The sequence below is a fragment of the Inquilinus limosus genome, assembly GCF_051487185.1.
GTDB classification, from domain to species: Bacteria; Pseudomonadota; Alphaproteobacteria; order DSM-16000; family Inquilinaceae; genus Inquilinus; species Inquilinus limosus_F.
The window spans coordinates 129,921-151,754 of the sequence record NZ_JAHVDK010000010.1; the positions used below are offsets into that span (position 1 = coordinate 129,921).

Sequence of the window (21,834 nt, forward strand, 5' to 3'; positions counted from 1 at the left end):
GGCATGATGGAACTCGATCCGCACCTCGTCAAGAAAGGTCGGACATACCGGCAGGCATGCGCAGCAAAGCGTCACGATGTCCGCCGTAGCGCATATAGGCGGCATCGTATTCCTCCCGCAGCGCCGGATCGGGACGATGCGTGCGCCGGATGGTGCGGACCCGGCGCGACGCTTCGCCGATCGAGGGATACCACCCGATGCCGGTCCCGGCCAACAGGGCCGCGCCGCAGGCCCCGTATTCGCCGCCGTCCGGGATCTCGACCGTCAGGCCGAGCACATCGGCGATCATCTGCGCCCAGAAGCGGCTGCGGGCGCCGCCGCCGGACAGCAGCACGCTCTGCGGCCGCTCGGTCATCACCGCGAAGCAGTCGCGAATGGCGTAGGCCAGCCCTTCATAGACGGCGCGGACCAGCTCGGGCCGGCCATGCCCCGGGGCCAGCCCAGCGAACTGGGCCCGGGCGGCCGCCGAGACCGCCGGGGCGATGATGCCGACCTCGCTGAGATAGGGCAGATAGACGGCGCCGCCGGCGCCCGGCCGGGCGGCTTCGGCCAGCGCCTCCAGCGCGGCATAGGGGTCGGGGTCGCGGGCCAGATCGGGGCACAGGCTGCGCAGGCACCAGTCGAGATTGCTGGTGCCTGCGACATTGACCATGCAGCGCAGCCACAGCCCGCCCGGCAGGCTGAATAGCAGGCCGAGATCGGGCGGATCGAAGGATGGGGCGGCGAGGACGATGCCGTTGAGGCAGGTGGTGCCGAGCACGGTGCAGGCCGAGCCGGCGGCGAGCCCGCCCGAGCCGATGATGCTGGCGGCGACGTCGCCGGCGCCGGTGACGACCGGCGTGCCGGGGTGCAGCCCGGTCTCCGCCGCCGCCTCCGCGGTGACCGCACCGGCGATCGATTCCGAGGGCAGCACCGGCGGCAGCAGGTGGCGATGCGGGCCGAGGCCGAACAATTTCAGCATCGCTTCGCTGCGGCCCTGGGACCGGGCGTCGCCAGGCGCGACCGCCGCCTCGGTCGGATCGGTCGTGCGCGTCCCGGTCAGGCGGAAGCGGAGATAGTCCTTGCAGCCGAAGACGCAATCGGCCTCGGCCATGACCTCGGGTTCGTGATCCAGCAGCCAGCGCAGCACCGGCAATGTACAGCCCTGCTGCATGACCGAGCCGGAGGAGGCGAAGATGCGCGACAGGAAGCCGGGATCCCGGGCCCGCATCGCTTCGATCCAGGGCTGGCTGCGGCCGTCGTCCCACAGGATGCCGGGGCGCAGCGGCCGGCCTGCGGCGTCGATCACCCAGGCCCCGACCATGGCTCCGGTGACGCCGATCGCGGCAACGGCGGTCCCGTCCACGCCTGCCTGGGCCAGCACCTCACGGATGACAGCGGCCGTAGCGGCCCAGGCGGTCTCCGGATCGCTCTCCGACCAGGCGGGCTGCGGGTGCGAGATCTGCGTTCGCCGGGCCGCGGCGGCCTGCTGCCGGCCGTCGCGCCCGAACAGCGCGGCCTTGATGACCGAAGTGCCGGCGTCGAGGCCGAGCAGGAACGGCGGCATGGCGAAACCGCAGGCGGGGACCGATCCGCTTCGGCTAGCGGAGCGGAGGCCACCGGGTCAAGCGGCGTTCACCGACTCGCTCTGGGACAGGAGGGCATAGATCGCGTCCGCGCTCTGGCAGCCGCGCAGCTTCTCGCACAGGCCCTCGTCGCGCAGCATGCGGCTGATCCGGGCCAGCGCCTTCAGATGGTCCGCCCCGGCCCCTTCCGGGGCCAGCAGCAGGAACACCAGATCGACCGGCTGCTCGTCGACCGCGTCGAAATCGATCGGCCGCTCCAGCCGGGCGAAGGCACCGAACACCCCCTGCAGGTTGGGCAGCTTGCCGTGCGGGATGGCGATGCCGCGGCCGACGCCGGTCGAGCCCAGCCGCTCGCGCTCCAGCAGCACGTCGAAAATGAAGCGTTCGTGCTGGCCGGTCAGTTCGGCGGCACGGCGGGCCAGCTCCTGCAGGGCCTGCTTCTTGCTGGCAGCCTTCAGATTGGCGAGAATCGCCTCGGGGCGAAGGAAATCGATCATGACGGATCGGATGCGCCACCCTCAGGCGGCGACATCCTCGGTCCCTTTCGGATCGACCCAGCCGATGTTCCCGTCGGGACGGCGGAACACCATGTTGAGCCGGCCATGGGCCTGGTTGCGGAACATCAGCGCCGGCAGGTCGCCGAGGTCGAGACGCATCACCGCCTGCAGCACGGTCATGCTCTCGATCGTGGTCGAGACGTCGGCGATCACGATCGGCTGGTTCGGCTCCTCGCCCTCCAGCCACTCTTCGGACTCGGCCTCGAGAATGTAGGCTTGAGCCGGCAGCGTCGGCTGGGCGTCGCCGTTGTGGTGGTCGCGCAGCCGACGCTTGTACCGGCGCAGGCGCTTGGCCAGCCTGTCGGCGGCGGTGTCGAAGGCGTGGTACGGGCTCTCGGCCTCCGCATTGCTCTGCAGGAGGATGTTGCGGCCGACATGGACCGAAACATCGCTCCGGATCAGATGGGCGTTGCGGGAAAAAACGACATTCGCCTCGATCGCGTTGTTGAAGTACTTCGCGGTCGTGCTGGTGAGGGCGTCGCGGACATGGGTGCGCAATGCGTCACCCACGTCGATCTGCTTGCCTCGGACGGTCAGTTGCATGGCTGTCGCTTCACTGCTGCACGATGAAAAATCGGCGCCCAAAAACAACGGGGCGGCCGTGGGGGGCCGCCTTCGGGCGGCGACCATAGGGACGGGGCGCCTTCCTGTCAACGAAGGGGGCCCGGCTCCGGGCTGCGGAGGAATCTGGGGGAGCACTCATCGGCTCAAACCCTTCTCACGCCGTCGCTGGACGGAGGATGGTATCCGCATCCCCTCACGGTACTTGGCGACGGTCCGCCGTGCAATGTCGATCCCCTCGCCGCGCAGGATTTCGACGATCCGGTCGTCGGACAGGACCGCATCCGCCGGCTCGGCATCGATCAGGGCCTTGATGCGGTGCCGCACCGCCTCGGCCGAATGCGCGTCGGCGCCGTCGGCCCCCTGGATCGCCTGGGTGAAGAAGTATTTCAGCTCGAATACGCCGCGCGGGGTAGCGATGACCTTGTTGGTGGTCACCCGGCTGATCGTGCTCTCGTGCATGTCGACCGCCTCGGCCACGTCCTTCAGCGTCAGCGGCTTCAGATGCTGCACGCCGCGGACGAAGAAGGCGTCCTGCCGGCGCACGATCTCGGAGGCGACCTTGAGGATGGTGTTGGCGCGCTGGTCGAGGGCGCGCACCAGCCAGTTGGCGTCGGCGAGGCAGGTGCCGACATAGTCGCGCTCGACCTTGCTGCGCGTGCCGCGGCTGATCTCGGCATGGTAGCGGCGGTTGACCAGCACCCGGGGCAGCGTATCGGCGTTCAGCTCGATCACCCAGCCGCCTTCCGGCTTCGGCCGCATCAGGATGTCGGGGATCAGGGTCTGTGCCACCTCGTGGTCGAAGGCGGCGCCGGGCTTGGGATCGAGGGCGCGGATCTCGGCGATCATCTCGGCGAGGTCCTCGGCGTCGACGCCGCACAGCCGCATCACCGCCGACAGGTCGCGCCGGGCCAGGAGGTCGAGATGATCGAGCAGCGTCTGCATCGCCGGGTCCAGGCGATTCCGCTCGGCCAGCTGGATGGCCAGGCATTCGGCCAGGTTGCGGGCGAAAATGCCGGGCGGGTCGAGCCGCTGGCAGCGACGCAGCACCGCCTCGACCCGCTCAGGCGGGCAGCCGAGGCCGGCCGCGACCTCCTCGACCGAGACGCCGAGATAGCCCGTCTCCTCCAGCAGATCGACAAGGCGCGCCGCGATCAGCCGGTCGGCCGGGCCGGGGATCTCGATCGCGATCTGGCTCAGCAGGTGGTCGCGCAGACTCGGCCGCTCCGCCAGCGTCTCCTCGAGGCCCGGCAGGTCGTCGGCGAAATCCGTCCGGCCGCGCCCGGTGCCGGCGAACTGAGCCTCGCCGCCGTAGTCGTCGTTGCGGTCGGTGGCGCTGGACCCGGTGAACACGTTGCTCCAGTCGGTGTCGAGCGGGGCGTCCTTCGAGACGATGGCCGGCGGCTCCGGCGCGGTCAGCGCGACATCGGCCGCCACCGGCCCCCCCGATACGAAATCAGGGGGCTCGGTTTCGATCCGGTCGCCGGTGCTGTCGCCGCCGTCTTCATCGCGCTCGCCCTCCTCCCGTTCCAGGAGCGGGTTGCGCTCGAGCTCGGCCTCGACGAAGGCCGAGAGCTCGATATTGGACAGTTGCAGCAGCTTGATCGACTGCTGCAGTTGCGGCGTCATGACCAGCGCCTGGCTTTGCCGAAGCCCGAGGCGTTGCGAGATGGCCATGGTCGCCCGATGGTTTACAAGCTGAAGCGTTCGCCCAGATACACGCGCCGCACCTCCTCATTGCCGACGATGTCGGATGGCTTGCCCTCATCCAGGACACGCCCATCATGGAGGATATAGGCCCGATCGACGATATCGAGCGTTTCGCGCACGTTGTGGTCGGTGATCAGCACGCCGATGCCGCGGTCGCGCAGATGCGCCACCAGGTCGCGAATATCGCCGACGGCGATCGGGTCGATGCCGGCCAGCGGCTCGTCCAGCAGCATGAAATGCGGATGGCTGGCCAGCGCCCGGGCGATCTCGACGCGCCGGCGCTCGCCGCCCGACAGGGCCAGGGCCGGGGTCCGGCGCAGATGGCTGATCGAGAACTCGGCCAGCAGGTCCTCCAGCACCGCCTCCCGCGTCGAGCGGTCCGGCTCGGAGATCTCCAGCACGGCGCGGATGTTCTGCTCGACCGTCAGGCCGCGGAAGATCGAGGCCTCCTGCGGCAGGTAGCCGATGCCGAGCCGGGCCCGGCGATACATCGGCAGCTCGGTCAGATCCTGGCCGTCCAGGAGGATCGTGCCGTAATCCGGCTGGATCAGCCCGGTGATCATGTAGAAGCAGGTGGTCTTGCCGGCGCCGTTCGGGCCGAGCAGGCCGACGGCCTCGCCGCGCTGCACCTGCAGGCTGACGCCGCGCAGCACCGGGCGCTTCTTGTACTGCTTGCCGAGATTGCGGGCGACGAGCCCGTCATTCTTCGCGACGAGGCGCGGCGTGGCTGTGGTCTCGGGGGAATGCGGCGGAGTGATCGGTCTGGCCATGCCCGCCCCCTACTTCTTCGGCGCCGGCTGAGCCGGCGCGGTCTGGCCCGGCGCCGCGGGCTGCCCGGGTGTCTTCTGGTTCTCGTCCGGCACCAGCAGGGCCCGGGCGCGGCCGCCCTGACCCGGCCGGGTCAGCAGCCTGCTGACGCCGCTGGCCATGTCGACCTCGGCATAGTCGCCGTTCAGCTGGTTGCCGCCGCGGGTCATGCGCACATTGTCGGTGATGGTCGCGAACTGGCTCTTGACGTCATAGCGGCCGGTCTGGCCAGTGACCACGTCGGTCGCCGTGGTCAGCTTGACATTGCCCTCGGCGTCGACCACCGACAGCTCCTTCTCGCCCTTCTCGTTCGGGGCGAAATGGCCGATCAGCGTGTCGGCGCGTAGCGTCTTCTGCTCCTTGGCGCGCACCGCCGTGGCGTTGCCGCGGGCGATCGCCACGTCCTCGGCCTGGCGGTACTGCATGCTGTCGGTCGCGGTGATCACGTCGTCGTTGTTGACGAATTTCAGGTTGCCACCGGTCAGGGTGACGGTCTGGGCGTCGACCTCGTAGACCGCCTTGCCGCCGGTGGCGCTCGTGGTCTCGCCACGGGTGATCAGCACATTGCCCTCGGCCGTGGCCCGGAAGATCTCGGTGCTCTTGTCCGGCAGCTCGCGATAATAGGCGGTCAGCACGTCGGCCTTCACCGTCAGGTCGCCGCGCTTGTACACGGCGTTGCCACGGGCGATGTAGGTCTTGTCGTTCTGGTGCCACTCCAGCGCGTCGTCGGCCTGGATCTCCGACGGCTCGCCCTTGCCGCCGCCGAGCTGCAGCTGCTGTTGCGCCGCGGCCGGCACGGCCACGGCGGCGAGCAGGACAGCGAGAATCAGCGGACGGATCATTGCGACGTTCCCTGGAAGGCCTTGTCGGCACCGGACTTGAGCAGCAGCTTGGTCGGCCCGGTGAAGATGATGACGTCGCCCTGCTGCTCGACCTTGAAGCCCCCGGCCGACAGCGTACCGAAAGGCCCCTCCGCCGTCACGGGCGTGCTGCTGCGCGCGCCCTTGTCGGCCAGATCGATATCCGCGGCGTCGGTGACCATGGTGGTCCCGTCGCTGCGGCGCAGGGTGACGTTGCCGCTGAGATGCACCGATTTGGCGCCGCGGTCCAGCTTGCCGGTCTGGGCATCGAGATTCAGCACCAGGCCGCTTGGCAGCTTCATCTCTCCCTTGGGACGGTTCAGGTCGAACACCTCGTCCTGCACCTGCTTCGCCAGCGTCGCCCAGACGGTGTAGGGCCGGGCCGCCTCGTCGATGCCGCTGTAGCGCGGATTCTGGATCTCGCCCGCGGCGGCGGCCGGGCGCGGGGTGCCGTCGGAGATGTCGACCTGGGTGTGCTGCAGCTCCGGCCACAGCACGATCAGGGCGACGATCACCAGGCCGATGGCGGGCAGCGCGTATTTCAGCACACCGACCATGCGGCTGTAGGACCGGCTGAGGCTGCCGGCGCGGCCAGCCGCGGCCAGGCGCGCGCGCCGGCCCGCAGCGGTCGCGCTGCGGTTTGCCCCGTCCGGGCCTGGCGTCTGCGGCGCCACCACCATGCCTAGCTCAGCCCCGCCCGCAGGCAGTCATGCACCCTGAGGATGCCCACCGGCCGATCCTCCGTCGTGACGAAGAGGTTGGTCACCTTGTAGCGGTTCATCAGCCCCAGCGCCTCCGCCGCCAGCGCCGTCGGGCGGATGGTGCGCGGACCTGGGGTCATCACCTCGCCGGCGATCTGGCCGAGCAGGCCGGCGCTCATGTGCCGGCGCAGGTCGCCGTCGGTGATGACGCCGACCAGCCGGCGGTCGCCGTCGACCACGCCGACGCAGCCGAAGCCGACGCGGCTCATCTCGATGATCGCCTCGTCCATCCGCGTCTGCGGGGCGACCAGCGGCAGCTCGGCCGCGGCATGCATGATGTCCTGCACCCGGATCAGCCTGGTGCCGAGCGAGCCGCCGGGGTGGAACACCCGGAAATCGTCAGAGGAGAAGCCGCGGCGCGTCATCAACGCCACCGCCAGGGCATCGCCCAGCGCCATCATCATGGTGGTCGAGGTGGTCGGCGCCAGGCCGGTCGGGCAGGCCTCCGGTGCCGGCGGCAGCAGCAGCACAGTGTCGCACTGGTCGGCGAGCGTCGAGGGTACGCGGCTGGTGATGCCGATCAGCGGGATGGCGAAGCGGCGGGTATAGGCAATCACATCCGCCAGTTCGGCGGTGTTGCCGGAATTGGACAGCGCCAGCACCACGTCCTGGTGATGGATCATGCCGAGGTCGCCGTGGCTGGCCTCGGCCGGATGCACGAACAGCGCTGCAGTGCCGGTCGAGGCCAGCGTCGCCGCGATCTTGCGCGCGACATGGCCGCTCTTGCCGATGCCGCTGACCACGACCCGCCCTTCGGCGCCAAGGATCGTATCGATGGCCCGGTCGAAGCTGGCGTCGAGCGATTCGGCGAGGCGGTCGAGCGCGTCACGCTCAACCAGCAGCGCCTTGCGGCCGGCCTCGATCCCTGCAGTTGCCACCATGCCTTCTCCCAAATGGTTCACGCCGCGGCTGCTGTAGCCGGTCTGGAAGGCGTGAACCACGAACCATCGATTCCGGATCGAACCGGACGAAACCTGCCGCCCGGCCGACCCACGTACCGCCACAAGACGGCACGAATGTGACCCCATATCGGGCTAGTGGGCGAAGATATCCAGATCCGCCCAGCCGCCGAGGTCGAGCGCCGCGCGCGCCGGCAGGAAGTCGAAGCACGCCTGGGCCAGCGCTTCCCGCCCCTCGCGCCGCAGCATCTCGTCCAGCTTCGCTTTCAGCGCGTGCAGATACAGGACGTCGCTGGCGGCGTAGCGCAGCTGTTCGGGCGTCAATTGGTCGCTGCCCCAGTCCGAGCTCTGCTGCTGCTTCGACAGCTCGACCCCCAGCAGGTCGCGGCACAGATCCTTCAGCCCGTGCCGGTCGGTGAAGGTGCGCACCAGCCTGGAAGCGATCTTGGTGCAGTAGACCGGGGCCGTGACCACGCCGAGATAGGCCTGCAGCGCGGCGATGTCGAAGCGGGCGAAGTGGAACAGCTTCAGGCGCGCCGGATCGGTCAGCAGCGCGGCCAGGTTCGGCGCATGATAGGCGCCGCGGCGGAACTGGACGAGATGGACCTCGCCGTCGCCGGCGCTGAGCTGGACCAGGCACAGCCGGTCGCGCACCGGGTTCAGCCCCATGGTCTCGGTGTCGATCGCGATCACGTCGCCAAGATCGAGGCCGTCGGGCAGATCCCCGTCATGCAGAATCGGTTCGGACACCGGTCGCCACCTTCCGTCTTCGGCCGCGGCACCTGTATGGCCGCGGCGCATATCCGGCCGCGGCCCTGGGCCTCCCCCGAAGCTGGGCGTCGGCCCCAAAAGGAAAGACCCGCTTGGACAAGCGGGTCGTTGCCACTACATCGCATCGTCGGGCCCATCAGGAAGATGGTGCCCAGGAGAAGACTCGAACTTCCACGACCTCTCGGCCACAGGTACCTGAAACCTGCGCGTCTACCAATTCCGCCACCTGGGCGATGCGGCGGGCCGTGATGTAGGATGCCGCCCCACCCCCTGTCAACAGGGGAATTCGCGCTTTGTGAAAGATTGGTGATTTTGCCGGCGAAGGCGCTCGTCCCTTCGCGTCGCATCGCTTGTTCCCCCGGGGCCGCATGGGTACGGTACGGGCGGATTCGGCGACCGGGCCGGCACGGACCACCTCTGGAACAGGCGCATGATCGTCATCGACCCTCTCTTCCGCATCATCGACATCGTGCTGCAGATGTATGTCTGGGTGGTGATCGCCGCCGCCATCCTGAGCTGGCTGGTCGCCTTCAACGTCGTCAACGCCCGCAACCAGGTGGTCTACCAGATCGGCAACGCTCTCTATCGGCTGACCGAGCCGGCGCTGCGGCCGATTCGCCGCTTCCTGCCCAATCTCGGCGGCATCGACATCTCGCCCGTGGTGTTGCTGCTGATCATCTATTTCCTGCAGATGGTGCTGCGGAACATCTACGTCGAACTGATGACGGGATGAGCTGGCTGTGGCCAGCCCGCTCTTCGTCGCCGGACCGCGCGGCGTGCGCGTCACGGTACGGCTGACGCCGCGGGCCGGGCGCAATGCGGTGACCGGGCGCGCGGTCGACGCCGATGGTGCGCCGCTGCTGAAGGCCGCGGTGACGGCGGTGCCGGAACGCGGCGCCGCCAACGAAGCGTTGATTGCGCTCCTGGCCAAGAGCTGGCGCCTGCCGAAGACAGCGCTGGCCATCGTCGGCGGCGCCACCGACCGCACCAAGCTGATCGAGATCGACGGCGACGACGACCTCGCCGCCCGACTCGAAGCCTGGGCTGACAGCCTCGGCAGTTAGACTGCCGGGCTACAGCCGGGCGGTGGCCCGGCAGCGGTGCACCGTCCCGTCGTCAAGGTCGCCACGGTCGCCGACCCAGCGGACGGTGCAGTTCATCACATCCGGCGCCGCGGCCAGCGGCGAGGAGAAGATGGTGACGCAGCTGTCGCCGACCTCGCTGCGGCTGAGCCGGCCGGTGCAGACGGTGCCGTCCTCGAACCGCCAGTTGCCCTCGCGCTGCAGGACCGGTCGGCCGTTCGCGTCGAAAGAGCTGAGCGTGTACTTGCCGTTGCGGCGGTATTCGAACAGGCGGTCCGGCCCGCCGAACACGCCCTGCACGAGGAACGGCCGGCCCAGCACCTGGCGGTCGAACTCCGCCCTGGTCATGCGGACATATTGCGGGTTGGTGTCGAGCGCCGAGGGCGGCGTGCAGGCGGTGAGCCCGAGAACGATCGCCAGCCCGGCGACCATCGCGACCGAACGCATCTTGGCCTCCATTCACGTCCCGCCTTTTCGGAGCGGTGCGGCAATTATCTTACGCCGCGCTCCACGTCGGCACCAATATTTCAATAAGCGCCTCTCAGGGGCAGCCTTCATTCATCAGACGATAAATTGACAAGCACCCCGCGGAACAGGACCATAGGTGCAGCACAACCTCAGCCTGTAATCGATTGCATTGCACGTCACCCAGACGGGACGTTAGGCTCGGACGGTCAACGCATCGAACAATTCATCGCCCAGGGAGGAGGTGCTACGGCACCCCACGGAGGAGGAAGACATGAGAGAGATCAAGGGACCGGCCATCTTTCTCGCCCAATTCGCCGGCGACTCACCCCCCTTCAGCAGCCTCGACGCGATTGCCGGCTGGGCCGCGGGCCTCGGCTACAATGGGGTGCAGATCCCGTCCTGGGACGCCCGGCTGTTCGACCTGAAGCGCGCGGCCGAAAGCCAGGATTATTGCGACGAGGTGCTGGGCACGCTGAAGAAGCACGGCTTGGCCCTGACCGAGCTGTCGACCCATCTGCAGGGCCAGCTGGTCGCGGTGCATCCGGCCTATGACGAGGCCTTCGACGGATTCGCGGCGCCGGAGGTGCGCGGCAACCCGAAGGCGCGGCAGGAATGGGCGGTGCAGCAGCTGCGCTATGCCGCCCAGGCGTCTCGGCGCCTCGGCCTCAAGGCCCATGCCACCTTCTCCGGCGCGCTCGCCTGGCCCTATGTCTACCCCTGGCCGCAGCGCCCGGCCGGGCTGATCGAGACCGCCTTCGACGAGCTGGCGCGGCGCTGGACGCCGATCCTGAACGCCTTCGACGAGGCCGGGGTCGATGTCTGCTACGAGATCCATCCCGGCGAGGACCTGTTCGACGGCCACACCTTCGAGATGTTCCTGGAGCGGGTCGGCAACCATCCGCGCTGCAACATCCTGTACGACCCGAGCCACTTCGTGCTGCAGCAGCTCGACTATCTCGGCTACATCGACCGCTACCACGAGCGGATCCGCGCCTTCCATGTGAAGGATGCCGAGTTCAACCCGACCGCCAGCCAGGGCGTCTATTCCGGCTACGCCTCCTGGGCCGACCGGGCCGGGCGGTTCCGCTCGCTCGGCGACGGCCAGGTCGATTTCGGGGCCATCTTCTCGAAGCTGACGCAGTACGGCTTCGACGGCTGGGCGGTGCTGGAGTGGGAGTGCTGCATCAAGCATCCCGAGCAGGGCGCGGCCGAGGGCGCCGACTTCATCGCCTCGCATCTGATCCGCGTCACCGAGCGCGCCTTCGACGATTTCGCCTCCGGCGGCACCGACGAAGCGGCGAATCGCCGCCTGCTCGGCATCGACCGCTGAGCGGCCAGAGATAGGCCAGGAACTAGGGAGGACACCATGGTTTCCGGAACCGCGGAACGGGCGCCGAGCCGGCGCCTGCGTCTGGGCATGATCGGCGGCGGCCGCGACGCCTTCATCGGCGCGGTGCATCGCCTGGCGGCGCGGATGGACGACCGCTGGGAGTTCGTCGCGGGGGCGCTGTCGAGCGATCCGCAGAAGGCCCTGGCCTCGGCCGCCGACCTGCGGCTCGAGCCCAGCCGCGCCTATCCGAGCTGGCAGGCGATGCTGGAGGGCGAGACGAAGCTGCGCGACGGCGGCGGGCCGGCGATCGATGCGGTCGCCATCGTCACCCCGAACCACGTCCACCACGCCCCGGCCAAGGCCTTCCTCGAGGCCGGCTTCCACGTCGTCTGCGACAAGCCGATGACGACCACGGTGGCCGACGCCGAGGACCTGGTGGCAACGGTGCAGAAGAGCGGCCAGGTCTTCGCCCTGACCCACAACTACACCGGCTATCCGATGATCCGGCAGGCCCGGGCACTGGTGGCCGAGGGTGCGCTGGGCAGGATCCGGCTGGTCCAGGCGGAATACGCCCAGGACTGGCTGGCGACCAAGACCGAGGACACCGGCAGCAAGCAAGCCGAGTGGCGTGTCGACCCGGCCCGCAGCGGCCCGGCCGGCTGCGTCGGCGACATCGGCACCCACGCCTACAACCTGGCCGGCTTCGTCCTCGGCGAGGCGGCGGAATCACTCGCGGCCGACCTGCAGAGCTTCGTCCCCGGCCGGCGCCTGGACGACAACGCCCATATCCTACTGCGCTACGGCAGCGGCGCCCGCGGCATGATCTGGGCCAGCCAGGTGGCGAGCGGCAACGAGAACGGGCTGCGCCTGCGCATCTATGGCGAGAAGGCCGGTCTCGAATGGGCGCAGGAGAACCCGAACTACCTGACCTTCATGCCGCTGGGCGAGCCGCATCGCCGCCTGACCCGCGGCGGCCCCGGCAGCGGCCCGGCCGCGGCCCACGCCACCCGCGTGCCGCCCGGCCATCCCGAGGGCTATCTGGAGTGCTTCGCCCAGATCTACAGCGACGCGGCAGAGCAGATCCTGGCCCGGCTGGAGAAGCGCGACCCGGCGCCGGACAGCCTCCTGGTGCCGACCGTGGCGGACGGCCTGGCCGGGGTGCGCTTCATCGCCGCCTGCGTCGCCTCGTCCCAGAAGGACGCGGCCTGGACGAAGATCTGAGGCCGCGCATCGGGGAATGTCGTGGGTTGGGTTCGCCGGATGGCGAACCCAACACCCCGCCGTCGGTGCTTGTGACTGTTGGGTTCGCTGGCGCGAACCCAACCTACGCCTGCCATGCGGTCACCGCCGCCGGTCGAGGACGCCGAGCTCCTCCCACATCCAGGAGAAATCGTAGCTCACCAGCGCGTCGTCCGAATCGCGGTGGCTCTCGAGATATCTCAGCCAGGTGACGACCTTCTCCTTGCCCTCGGCTGTCCGCGCCGCCTCGCGCGGGGACATCCCGCCCAGCATCCTCATGGGCAGGTCGAGCATCTCCCGGTAATACGCGTCCAGCTCGTCACGGAAGCGCTCATCGGCCTCGGATGACAGGTCGCTCGGTTCGGGAGCGTCGTTGACGATCGTCGGCCACTGCAGGCCGAGCAGGCGCGGTATATTGTGCTCGAGCCAGACCCGGCTGAACACCGGCGCCGCGCGCATGCTGACGAGTATCTGCGACGCGCTCCGCGCGGCGGCAACGGACTGGGGCTTGCCGGCGTTCTTCGCGATTTCCCCGAGTTCCTGCTGCATCCGCTTCTGCATCTCGGCGAGAACATCGAGGAGCCGGTCCGCGGCCTCGGCATCGAACACCAGCACGCCGCCGGTTGTTATGGTCCTGCCGCCGTATTCGATCAGCCGAGCCCCGATCCTGTCCCCGCGCTCGGGCGTACGGATCTCGCGGCGCTCGCTGACACGGATCGGTTCGCCGCCGCCCCGGATCAGGTCGCGGGCAAGAAAGGAATTGCCCGGGACGATATCGCTGACCTCGTAGAGGCCCAGCGAGGTTTCGAGCTCCCCTATGTAGCGCTTCGTGGGCACCGTCTCCCTCCAGCCCCGGCGCTTGATGTAGTCGGCGGCGATCGTCTGCCCGTCCGACTCGCGGCTGCGGGTCAGGAAGTCCTCGAAGGCGCATCGCCACAGCATCATGAAATGATGCTCACCGATGATCGCCATGAGCTCGTCCGGCTCCAGATCGAACGAGTCGCAGCCCGGCCGGACGTGCTCGAGGAACACGTCCTCCCAGAGAGCTTTCCAGTCGTCGCGCTGGCCCCACTTGATCAGGCCCGAGATATCGATGCCGGTCGCCATGGGAGATCCCTCGTCAGAGGTCGGGGGAGTCCGGTAGCATGCAAAGCCACGAGCTTCCAGACCCCGATCTCGATCCACCGGCCCGGTTGCGTCGCGGCGGCCTCTGTGGTTCGGTGCCGGCGATCTTGTCCCCCAGACCAGAGAGCCGAGCCGATGAGCGCCTTCAAGACCCTCGACGACGTGGATGTGCGCGGCAAGACCGTGCTGGTGCGCGGCGACCTGAACGTGCCGGTCGAAGACGGCCATGTCAGCGACACCACCCGCCTGGACCGGCTGGCCCCGACCATCGCCGAGATCGCCGACAAGGGCGGCCGTGTCGTGCTGCTGTCGCATTTCGGCCGGCCCAAGGGCGTGACCCCGGAGTTCAGCCTGAAGACCATCGTGCTGCCGGCGCTGGAGGAGGTGCTGGAGCGGCCGGTCGCCTTCGCCGAGGATTGCGTCGGGCCGCAGGCCGAGGCGGCGGTGAAGGCGCTTAAGGACGGGCAGATCCTGCTGCTGGAGAATGTCCGCTTCCATCCGGAGGAGGAAAAGAACGACCCGGCCTTCGCCAAGGCCCTGGCGTCGCTCGGCGACCTCTACGTCAACGACGCCTTCTCGGCGGCGCACCGCGCCCATGCCTCGACCGAGGGCATCGCCCACCACCTGCCGGCCGTCGCCGGCCGGCTGATGCAGGCCGAGCTGGACGCGCTGACCGCGGCGCTGGAGGCGCCGAAGCGGCCGGTGCTGGCGATTGTCGGCGGCGCCAAGATCTCGACCAAGCTGGACCTGCTCGGCAACCTCGTCGCCAAGGTCGACCAGCTGGTGCTGGGCGGTGGCATGGCCAACACCTTCCTGGCCGCCCGGGGCGTGAATGTCGGCAAGAGCCTGTGCGAGCACGACATGGCCGACGCCGCGCGGACGATCGCGCAGAAGGCCGCAGCCGCCGGCTGCGAGATCGTGCTGCCGGTCGACGGCGTGGTCGCCCGCGCCTTCGAGGCCGGCGCGCCGAACGAGGCGGTCGACGTCTCGGCCATCCCGGCCGATGCGATGATGCTGGATGTCGGGCCGAAGACCGTGGCGCTGCTGCGCGACCGGCTGGCCAAGGTCGCGACCGTGGTCTGGAACGGGCCGCTGGGCGCCTTCGAGAAGCAGCCCTTCGACGCCGGCACCGTGGCGGTGGCGCGGGCGGCCGCGGACCTCACCCAGGCCGGCAAGATCCTGACCGTGGCCGGCGGCGGCGACACCGTCTCGGCCCTCGGCCATGCCGGGGTGGAGGACCGCTTCTCCTACGTCTCCACCGCCGGCGGCGCCTTCCTGGAATGGCTCGAGGGCAAGGACCTGCCCGGGGTCGCCGCGCTGAAGCGCTGACCGCGACGGGGAGGGCCCTGCCCTCCCCCTACTCCTGCCGGCCGAACTGTCGGTCGAGCCAGTCGAAGGCTTCCGCCTGTTCCTCGGCCCGGAAGATATGGGCATTCGGCCAGACCTTGGCGGCGAAATGCTCCGGCGCGCCGGCATCGGCCCACACCTTCTCCATCCTGGCGAAGGCGTCCCGCACCGCGGCCACCGGGAACAGGTGGTCGGTCTCGCCGGCATAGAACAGCATCGGCTTCGGCGCCGCGATCGAGGCCGCGTCGGGGTAGTCGAACCAGCGGAACATGCCGGGGTGGAGCATGTTGAAGGCCGACTGGCCCTTGAGCTGGTTGTTGCCGGGCACCATCAGCCCGTCCAGCGTCGCCATCCAGTTGACCGCGACGCCGGCCGTGACCGCATCGGTCAGGGCCGCGATCTGCCAGGCGCGGAAGGCGCCCATGGAGAAGCCGATCGCGGCGACCCGGTCCTTGTCGACCTCCGGCAGCGCGGCGAGATAGCGGGCGGCGCGGACATCCTCCACCGCGATGGTGCCGGCCAGGGACGAGCCGAGGTTGAACAGGTTCGAGGCCAGCGCCTGCTGCGACTCCCGGCCGTTGTTCTGCCGGTCGCCCCAGCCCAGCGCGTCGGTCGCCAGCACGACATAGCCGCGGCGGGCGAGGTCGTCGCCGATGAAGCGGCCGGAATAGTACTTCTCGACCCAGGCCTTCGCCGAGGCCAGCCGCGCCTCGTCGCCCCAGGGCTCGACCATCTTCTCCTTGCCGATGTTGAACTTGCCGCCATGGTCGTGCAGCACAAGAGCGGCCGGGAACGGCCCCTGCCCCTTCGGCACCAGGAGGATGGCGGCGACGCGGCTGTTGCGGGTGATCGACAGGACGATCTTCCGCGCCACATAGGCGCCGCGGTCCTGCTCCTCGACCACCTGCGCGTCGAGGGGCGTCTGATCGTCGGGCTGGATCAGCAGGTCCCAGAACTTCGCCCGCGCCTCCGCCCGCCAACGCGAGAAGTCGCCGCCGCCGGCCTGGTCCCAGGCCAGGGCGAAATGCAGCTGGTCCTTCAGCTTCTGATAGAAGACCGGGAGGTTGTTCTCGGTCACCCCCTTCGTCTCGTGATCCGCCTCGGCCGCCATCGCTGCCTCACTCGCGATCAGCAGGGCCGCGGCCGCGGCAACCCGCAGAAGATCCCGGAAGCACATCGGACATTCCTCCCCTCGCTATCCTGCCATACCCATGGCACTCGGATTCAGGGCGAGACCGTGCGCCCCCCTCACCCTCCCGCCGCCTTCGGCGTCGGGCCCCTCCCTCTCCCCGAGGAGAGGGATTTCGAAGCAGCACTGGCTTCACCTCTCCTCGGGGAGAGGTCGAAATCGCGGCAGTGATTTCGGGTGAGGGGGCGGCGCCGGCCCCTCCATTCAGTTGAACCCCTCCCCTATTGCGGCGTCGGCCGCATGACGCCGTCGGGGCCGCGGCGCAGCGGCGCGGTCTGCTTTGGCAGCGGCGCGCCCGGGGCGTCGGCGATGGTGACGCCGTGCGGCCAGTCGGCCGGGGCGATGGCGATGTAGCGGGCGTAGCCGCCGGTGCCGCCGAGCGGCTTGGCGAAGCCGATCGTGATCAGCGCCCCGGCCTCCGGCACCTGGTCGAGATTGGCCACCCCTTCCGCCTGGGTGAAGTGGTTGTGCATCAGCCAGGCCTCGCCCTCCAGAGTCGGCGTGGCGTCGGTGTCCAGCGGCTCGTGCCCGTGGAACAGGATGCGGCGCTCGAGATGCAGGAATTTCAGCGCGTCCAGCGACACGCCGGGAAACGGCTTGTCGTTGAAGTGCTCGACGTCCTCCCACTTCTTCGACCAGTCGGTGCGGACCATGACGACGCTGCCTTCCGGAATGGTGCCGTGCTTGCCCTCCCAGGCGGCGATGTCCTCCACCGTCATGGCGTAGCTGGGGTCCTTCGCCACCTTCTCGTGGATGTCGATCACCACAAGGGGCCGCACCGCGAAGGTCGGCGGCAGATCGCTGATCGTGGCGCCGTATTCGTCCCAATGCGCCGGCGGGTCGAGCTGGGTGCCGTACTGGTCGGTCGGCAGCGCATAGGCCGAGGCGACGAAGCCGTGCTTGGCATAGGTGAACTCGTCGCCCTTCTTGGCGTAGTTCGGCAGCTCGTTGCCCGCGATCGCAGGCTTGAACTCGGCATTGCCGAAGCCCGGCCAGACCGGCTGCACCGGCGCGAAGGCATGGGTCAGGTCGATGTATTTCGCGCTCTTCAGCGTCGAGTCATAGACGCTCCACAGCCCCTCCGCCGCCTGCGCCGCCGGCGCGGCCGCGAGCACGAGGGACAGGACGGCCGTCGCGGCCGGGATCCGCAGCATGGAAGCCCCCTTCGATGGTTCGCGCGGACGAGCATCGCCCGAGCTCCGGCCGCGCTCCAAGCACGAAGTCGCGGGCTGGCTTGACGCCCCGCCCCCGTCGGCATAAGGCTTGAGGCGTCCCGTGAACGGCCCGGAAAGGAGGGTGTGACGATGACTGTCCTTGTCCGCGCGCTCCGCGCCTCCCTTCGCCGCGCCGCCGTTCCGACCGTCTGAACATCCAGGGTCCATCGGCCGGCGCCTGACAGGCTTCCGATCGAGGATCCGACATTGATCGACCACTATGGCTGGAGCCCGGCGCTCCAGCACGATTTCCGTCCCTTCGCCGCCCGCGGCCTCCAGCCCGCGCGCGTCACCGTGCAGCAGCGCGGCGCCTATCGCCTCGTCACCCCTCTGGGCGAGATGACCGGCCAGCTCTCCGGCCGCTTCGCCCATGAGGCGCTGGAGGGCGACTATCCCGTGGCCGGCGACTGGGTGGCCGCCGCCCTGCGCCCCGAGGAAGGCGGCGCCACCATCCAGGCGCTGCTGCCGCGGCGCAGCGCCTTCACCCGCAAGGCCGCCGGCCCCGGCCGGCCGACCGGCCAGGTGGTGGCGGCCAATGCCGACGTCGCCTTCCTGGTCACCTCGCTGAACGCCGATCTCAACGCCCGGCGGATCGAGCGCTACCTGGCCACCGCCTGGGAAAGCGGCGCCGCCCCCGTCGTGGTGCTGACCAAGGCCGATCTGTGCCCCGACCGCGACGGGACGCTGGCCGAAATCGAGGCGGTGGCGCTGGGCGTGCCGGTGCATGTCGTCTCTGCCGTCACCGGCGAGGGTATCGAGGGCCTGCGCGACGGCTTCGCACCGGGCCGGACGGCGGTGCTGCTGGGCAGCTCCGGCGTCGGCAAGTCCAGCCTGGTCAACGCCCTGGCCGGGACGGCGCTGATGGCGACGGCCGCGATCCGCGAGGACGATGCCCGCGGCCGTCACACCACCACCCATCGCGAGCTGGTGCTGCTGCCCGACGGAAGGCTGGTGCTGGACACGCCGGGCATGCGCGAGTTGGGGCTGTGGGACGCCGGGGACGGCGTCACCGCGACCTTCGCCGATATCGAGGCGCTGGCGGCGGAGTGTCGCTTCGCCGACTGCCGGCACGAGACCGAGCCCGGCTGCGCCGTGCGCGCCGCCCTGGAGGACGGCCGCCTGGACCCGGAGCGCTGGCGCGCCTGGGGCAAGCTGCAGCGCGAGCTGGCGCATCTGGAGCGCAAGGAGGACCCGCTGGCGCGGGAACGGGCGCGCAAGGTCTGGATCCAGCGGCACAAGCAGTACCGCGCTGGCAAGAAGCGGGGAGACTGGGGCTGAAGCACGGGTGGGCCGTCATGTGCGCATAGCGAAGCGATCCAGGGCCCGCACTGGCCCTGGATATGGCTTCGTCGGCTTCGCCTCCTCACGATGGCGGCGAGGAAGGATGGCTTGAAGGGTCTCGGCCCTGGAATGGCGGACGGACCGCGGGCCGCGTTCAGCCGCTGCCCGGTTTCGGCAGCCAGGGTGCGCGGTCGAGCCGTTCGCCGGTCTCGATGTCGTACCAGCCCTGGACCGGGATCTTGTCGCTCGCGTCGAGATGCCAGTAGCGGCCGGCATCCGGGCCGTCCTCGGGCCACCAGGGCACGGGAGGCTTGTCGCCGTCCTTTCCGTCCTTGGCCGCCTTCTTCCGCCGTCCGAACCAGTCGGCGCCGGAATACTCCGGGTCCAGCCAGGCCGGGTCGGGGCGGATGCGCAGGTCGCGGCAGAGCTGGAAGACGATCGCCTCCAGCGAATGCTCGGAAAGGGCGAGGTCGGCGTCGATCACCGGGTCGTCGACCAGCCGCTTCCACATCGCGGCGATCTGCGCCTCGCAGGTCTCGGCATCGAGGTCGCGGTTGGCGGCGACCGAGCAGGCGACGGCGCGGGCCACCCGGTGGCGGCGCGTCTCCTTCGCCGCGGCGCTGTCGCGGGCGTGGATAGCGGCCTTTTCCGCCATCTCCTGGCGCTTCCGGGCGAGATGAAGCTTGAGCGCCAGCATGCGGCTGACACCGCGGCCGGCGCGCTCGAAAGCCAGCCCGAACTCCCTGGCCTTGGCGGCGTCGTCGGCCTTGATGGCGGCCATGGTGGCCTGATGCATCGCCTCCGCCTGCTCCATCGCCATCTCGGCCAGCCGGTCGAGCATGCGCGAAGCCTGCTCGGCATCGGCCCGATCGGGGGCCGGCGCGGCGAGCTGCGGGGTGGGGATGGAGTGCGGCTTGTTCATGGAACATATCATGAACGAGGTGCGCGGAGTTAAGCAATGAACATTGCGTTAACCCGCGCGCAAGGCCGTCCGGAGCGCCATACCCCAGTATCGCCGCGGCCCTCTAATGGTGCTGGCCACGGATCGCCGGAACCGTGAACGAAACGGCCTTGCCAGTGATCACGCGGTGCTCAGGCGTGGCAATCTCGATCAGCACCTTGTGCTCGCCTGCCGGGAGCCCCGCCAGGACAATGGCGCCCGTGGCACCGGCGTCAGCCCAGTGCCAGGGCAGATCATCGACCGTGACATGCAGATGGCCCGCTCGGGGCGATACATCGCTTGCGCCTGAGCCGAAGATAGGCAGGATCCGGAAGTTCTCCGTCCGATACGGGATGATGGCCGTTCCGCCGGTGGCGAGCGGTTCGGCGACGGGCTGGTCGACGTGGAGTTTCGGTTCGGGCTCGTTCTGGATGGGAAGATACTGCGTCGGCCCGCTGCTCGGTGTTTCAGCCTGGACCGCCGAGCCCGCCACGATCAGAAGGGCGGTTGCGGCGAGTCCGAGGGCGGTGATCATGGCAAGCTTCGACATCTCAGTGCTCCTTGATCTTGCGTGTCGGCAGGCCCAGTAACGGGCTGCCGCGAACGGCGAAGATCTGGGCTCGCCAAAGATGGGCCGGTACCTGGAGGAAATGAGAGCCAGCCTCTCGGTTCGCCTCGCCGCATCGGACTTGTCGGATCCGAGAGGTTGCCTCTCACATTCCTGCTCTCCGGCCTGGGGACGCGATGCGCGATATTCGGTGCCGACCAGCCGCCGGATCGCGAACCGTCGTGTTCAACGACGGCAGACTGGTCTCATCGGCATCAGCAAACGTCCGTGAGGGAGACATGAACACGCAATTGAAACGGAAAATCGCCTTCGCTCTGTCGATGGGCATCGTGACGACGGGAATCATCTCCTTCGTCCTTCTGGGTCTCAATTTGGGATTCCCGGAAGGATTCGCCCTGACATGGCTGCGTTCCTGGGCCACCGGGTATGTGATCGTCATTCCCGCCATCCTGCTGATCGGCCCGCGGCTGCAAGCGCAACTCGATCGCCTGATCAGCTGAGCTGGTCTCCGGAGGGGATCCGACATGCCAATGCCAAGTGGATTTGGCGAGCCCAAGACCCCGACTCTCGACTGCAGCTAAAGCGGCCCCGAAAGATCGTTGAGCCCATAACTGCCGCAGGCCGCGCGAAGCCGCGGCAGGGCCCAGTCGATGAAGGCGCGCACCTTCAGGGCGAGAAGCCCTTGGCGCGAATAGATCAGATGGATCGGCCTCGGCTCGCCGCCATAACCTTTCAGGATCGGCACGAGCGCGCCTGAGGACAGCTCCTCGGGGATCTGATAGTCGAACAGGCGCGCGACACCGACGCCGGCCAGCGCCACGGCGACACAATTGGCCGCGGTATTGACCTCGATCCGGCCGCGGGGCACGGCTTCGATCTGCTCACCGTCGACATTGAACGCCCAGAAGAACGATCGGTTGTTGAACATGATGCCGTGATGGTTCGGCAGATCGGTGGGGTGTTGGGGCACGCCATGCCGATCCAGATAGGCCGGGCTGGCACAGGTCAGCAGGCGGAATTCGCCGGCCTTGACGGCGTAGAGGGAACTGTCGGCGAGCTCGCCGAGCCGAATGGCGATATCCACCTGCTCATTCACGAGATGGACGGAGCGATCTAACGACAGCAGGTTCAATGTCACGTCCGGGTGCTGATCCATGAATTGCAGCGCAATCGGCAGCACATACCGGGCGCCGAACTCCACGGGCATCGTAATCGTCAGCGTGCCACGCGGCGCCTGATATTCGCCGGTGGCACGACGCTCGGCCTCCTCAAGGTCTGCCATGATTTTCCGAGCGGCTTCGACATAGTCGCGCCCCGCGTCGGTGAGTTGCAGGTTACGACTCGTGCGAATGATGAGGTTTGTGCCGAGGTGCCGCTCAAGATCAGCGACCTTGCGACTGACGCTGGGCAAAGGAGCGTTCAGCCGCCGGCTGCCAGCCGATAAGCTGCCGGCTTCAACCACCGCAAGCAGAACCCGCATCGCATCGAATCGATCCATCCGGCCCCGACGACTGGATTTTGATCGTCAAGGTAGCCCGATCGACTGTCGACGCCTAGGCT

At 68.8% G+C, this 21,834-nt stretch carries 23 protein-coding genes and 1 tRNA gene; 7 read left to right on the top strand and 17 right to left on the bottom strand.

Annotated elements, in window-relative coordinates:
- Window positions 1-28: 28 nt before the first annotated feature.
- The 10 genes from KXR53_RS13685 to KXR53_RS13730 all read right to left on the bottom strand — a co-directional run bounded on the left by KXR53_RS13685 (window position 29) and on the right by KXR53_RS13730 (window position 8,723).
- A complete protein-coding gene (locus KXR53_RS13685) occupies window positions 29-1,546 on the bottom strand; it encodes an FGGY-family carbohydrate kinase (RefSeq protein WP_437375730.1) in 1,518 nt (505 codons plus the stop codon).
- A gap of 57 nt (window positions 1,547-1,603) precedes the next feature.
- A complete protein-coding gene (ptsN, locus tag KXR53_RS13690; RefSeq protein WP_026872398.1) occupies window positions 1,604-2,062 on the bottom strand; it encodes a PTS IIA-like nitrogen regulatory protein PtsN in 459 nt (152 codons plus the stop codon).
- Window positions 2,063-2,083: 21 nt separating this feature from the next.
- Window positions 2,084-2,665, bottom strand: a complete 582-nt coding sequence (gene hpf / locus KXR53_RS13695; RefSeq protein ID WP_437375731.1) for a ribosome hibernation-promoting factor, HPF/YfiA family — start codon at window positions 2,663-2,665, stop codon at window positions 2,084-2,086.
- Between the two features lie 156 nt (window positions 2,666-2,821).
- On the bottom strand, window positions 2,822-4,360 hold the full coding sequence (gene rpoN, locus KXR53_RS13700; RefSeq protein WP_437375732.1) for an RNA polymerase factor sigma-54: 1,539 nt from the start codon (window positions 4,358-4,360) through the stop codon (window positions 2,822-2,824).
- Window positions 4,361-4,374: 14 nt separating this feature from the next.
- Complete coding sequence (gene lptB, locus KXR53_RS13705; protein ID WP_437375733.1) at window positions 4,375-5,163, bottom strand: LPS export ABC transporter ATP-binding protein; 789 nt, start codon at window positions 5,161-5,163, stop codon at window positions 4,375-4,377.
- Between the two features lie 9 nt (window positions 5,164-5,172).
- Window positions 5,173-6,042, bottom strand: a complete 870-nt coding sequence (locus KXR53_RS13710) for an LptA/OstA family protein (RefSeq protein WP_437375734.1) — start codon at window positions 6,040-6,042, stop codon at window positions 5,173-5,175.
- Complete coding sequence (lptC, locus tag KXR53_RS13715; protein ID WP_437375735.1) at window positions 6,039-6,740, bottom strand: LPS export ABC transporter periplasmic protein LptC; 702 nt, start codon at window positions 6,738-6,740, stop codon at window positions 6,039-6,041. Before lptC ends, KXR53_RS13710 begins: the two co-directional genes overlap by 4 nt.
- 2 nt (window positions 6,741-6,742) lie before the next feature.
- Window positions 6,743-7,702: a KpsF/GutQ family sugar-phosphate isomerase gene (locus tag KXR53_RS13720; RefSeq protein ID WP_437375736.1), complete on the bottom strand. Its 960-nt coding sequence runs from the start codon at window positions 7,700-7,702 to the stop codon at window positions 6,743-6,745.
- Window positions 7,703-7,855: 153 nt separating this feature from the next.
- Complete coding sequence (locus KXR53_RS13725; protein WP_437375737.1) at window positions 7,856-8,470, bottom strand: ribonuclease D; 615 nt, start codon at window positions 8,468-8,470, stop codon at window positions 7,856-7,858.
- Window positions 8,471-8,636: 166 nt separating this feature from the next.
- A tRNA-Leu gene (locus KXR53_RS13730) sits at window positions 8,637-8,723 on the bottom strand.
- Between the two features lie 198 nt (window positions 8,724-8,921).
- On the opposite strand from KXR53_RS13730, the gene KXR53_RS13735 reads away from it, so the two are divergent.
- Together KXR53_RS13735 and KXR53_RS13740 are read left to right on the top strand one after the other, a co-directional pair.
- The gene (locus tag KXR53_RS13735) at window positions 8,922-9,224 is read left to right on the top strand and encodes a YggT family protein (RefSeq protein WP_437375738.1); all 303 of its coding nucleotides are present in this window, start codon (window positions 8,922-8,924) and stop codon (window positions 9,222-9,224) included.
- 7 nt (window positions 9,225-9,231) lie between these two features.
- Window positions 9,232-9,555 (top strand): DUF167 family protein, encoded by a 324-nt coding sequence (locus KXR53_RS13740; RefSeq protein ID WP_437375739.1) that lies wholly within the window; start codon window positions 9,232-9,234, stop codon window positions 9,553-9,555.
- A gap of 9 nt (window positions 9,556-9,564) precedes the next feature.
- On the opposite strand, the gene KXR53_RS13745 is transcribed toward KXR53_RS13740, so the two are convergent.
- Window positions 9,565-10,020, bottom strand: coding sequence for a hypothetical protein (locus tag KXR53_RS13745; RefSeq protein WP_437375740.1), 456 nt, complete (start codon window positions 10,018-10,020; stop codon window positions 9,565-9,567).
- Window positions 10,021-10,312: 292 nt separating this feature from the next.
- Between KXR53_RS13745 and KXR53_RS13750 the strand changes: the two genes are divergently transcribed.
- Window positions 10,313-11,371, top strand: a complete 1,059-nt coding sequence (locus KXR53_RS13750; RefSeq protein ID WP_437375741.1) for a sugar phosphate isomerase/epimerase family protein — start codon at window positions 10,313-10,315, stop codon at window positions 11,369-11,371.
- 36 nt (window positions 11,372-11,407) lie between these two features.
- Window positions 11,408-12,592 carry a Gfo/Idh/MocA family protein gene (locus KXR53_RS13755; RefSeq protein ID WP_437375742.1) on the top strand — a complete coding sequence of 395 codons (1,185 nt, stop codon included), beginning with the start codon at window positions 11,408-11,410 and terminating at the stop codon, window positions 12,590-12,592.
- A 120-nt stretch (window positions 12,593-12,712) separates the two neighbouring features.
- Here the strand turns inward: KXR53_RS13755 and KXR53_RS13760 are convergent, their stop codons facing one another.
- Window positions 12,713-13,717, bottom strand: a complete 1,005-nt coding sequence (locus KXR53_RS13760) for a hypothetical protein (RefSeq protein WP_437375743.1) — start codon at window positions 13,715-13,717, stop codon at window positions 12,713-12,715.
- Between the two features lie 153 nt (window positions 13,718-13,870).
- On the opposite strand from KXR53_RS13760, the gene KXR53_RS13765 reads away from it, so the two are divergent.
- Window positions 13,871-15,064 carry a phosphoglycerate kinase gene (locus tag KXR53_RS13765; protein WP_437375744.1) on the top strand — a complete coding sequence of 398 codons (1,194 nt, stop codon included), beginning with the start codon at window positions 13,871-13,873 and terminating at the stop codon, window positions 15,062-15,064.
- 28 nt (window positions 15,065-15,092) lie between these two features.
- On the opposite strand, the gene KXR53_RS13770 is transcribed toward KXR53_RS13765, so the two are convergent.
- Both KXR53_RS13770 and KXR53_RS13775 read right to left on the bottom strand, forming a co-directional pair.
- A complete protein-coding gene (locus KXR53_RS13770; protein ID WP_437375745.1) occupies window positions 15,093-16,259 on the bottom strand; it encodes a dienelactone hydrolase family protein in 1,167 nt (388 codons plus the stop codon).
- A 233-nt stretch (window positions 16,260-16,492) separates the two neighbouring features.
- Entirely contained in the window at window positions 16,493-17,425 is a 933-nt protein-coding gene (locus tag KXR53_RS13775) for a cyclase family protein (RefSeq protein WP_437375746.1), read from the bottom strand.
- A 267-nt stretch (window positions 17,426-17,692) separates the two neighbouring features.
- Here KXR53_RS13775 and rsgA point away from each other — a divergent pair, with 267 nt between their 5' ends.
- Entirely contained in the window at window positions 17,693-18,763 is a 1,071-nt protein-coding gene (gene rsgA, locus KXR53_RS13780; RefSeq protein ID WP_437375747.1) for a ribosome small subunit-dependent GTPase A, read from the top strand.
- A 157-nt stretch (window positions 18,764-18,920) separates the two neighbouring features.
- Here the strand turns inward: rsgA and KXR53_RS13785 are convergent, their stop codons facing one another.
- Together KXR53_RS13785 and KXR53_RS13790 are read right to left on the bottom strand one after the other, a co-directional pair.
- On the bottom strand, window positions 18,921-19,688 hold the full coding sequence (locus KXR53_RS13785) for a hypothetical protein (RefSeq protein ID WP_437375748.1): 768 nt from the start codon (window positions 19,686-19,688) through the stop codon (window positions 18,921-18,923).
- Window positions 19,689-19,791: 103 nt separating this feature from the next.
- Window positions 19,792-20,256, bottom strand: coding sequence for a DUF6130 family protein (locus KXR53_RS13790; RefSeq protein WP_437375749.1), 465 nt, complete (start codon window positions 20,254-20,256; stop codon window positions 19,792-19,794).
- A 296-nt stretch (window positions 20,257-20,552) separates the two neighbouring features.
- On the opposite strand from KXR53_RS13790, the gene KXR53_RS13795 reads away from it, so the two are divergent.
- On the top strand, window positions 20,553-20,774 hold the full coding sequence (locus KXR53_RS13795) for a DUF2798 domain-containing protein (RefSeq protein WP_437375750.1): 222 nt from the start codon (window positions 20,553-20,555) through the stop codon (window positions 20,772-20,774).
- A gap of 77 nt (window positions 20,775-20,851) precedes the next feature.
- Here KXR53_RS13795 and KXR53_RS13800 read toward each other — a convergent pair whose 3' ends face one another.
- A complete protein-coding gene (locus KXR53_RS13800) occupies window positions 20,852-21,772 on the bottom strand; it encodes a LysR family transcriptional regulator (protein WP_437375751.1) in 921 nt (306 codons plus the stop codon).
- Window positions 21,773-21,834 lie beyond the last annotated feature (62 nt).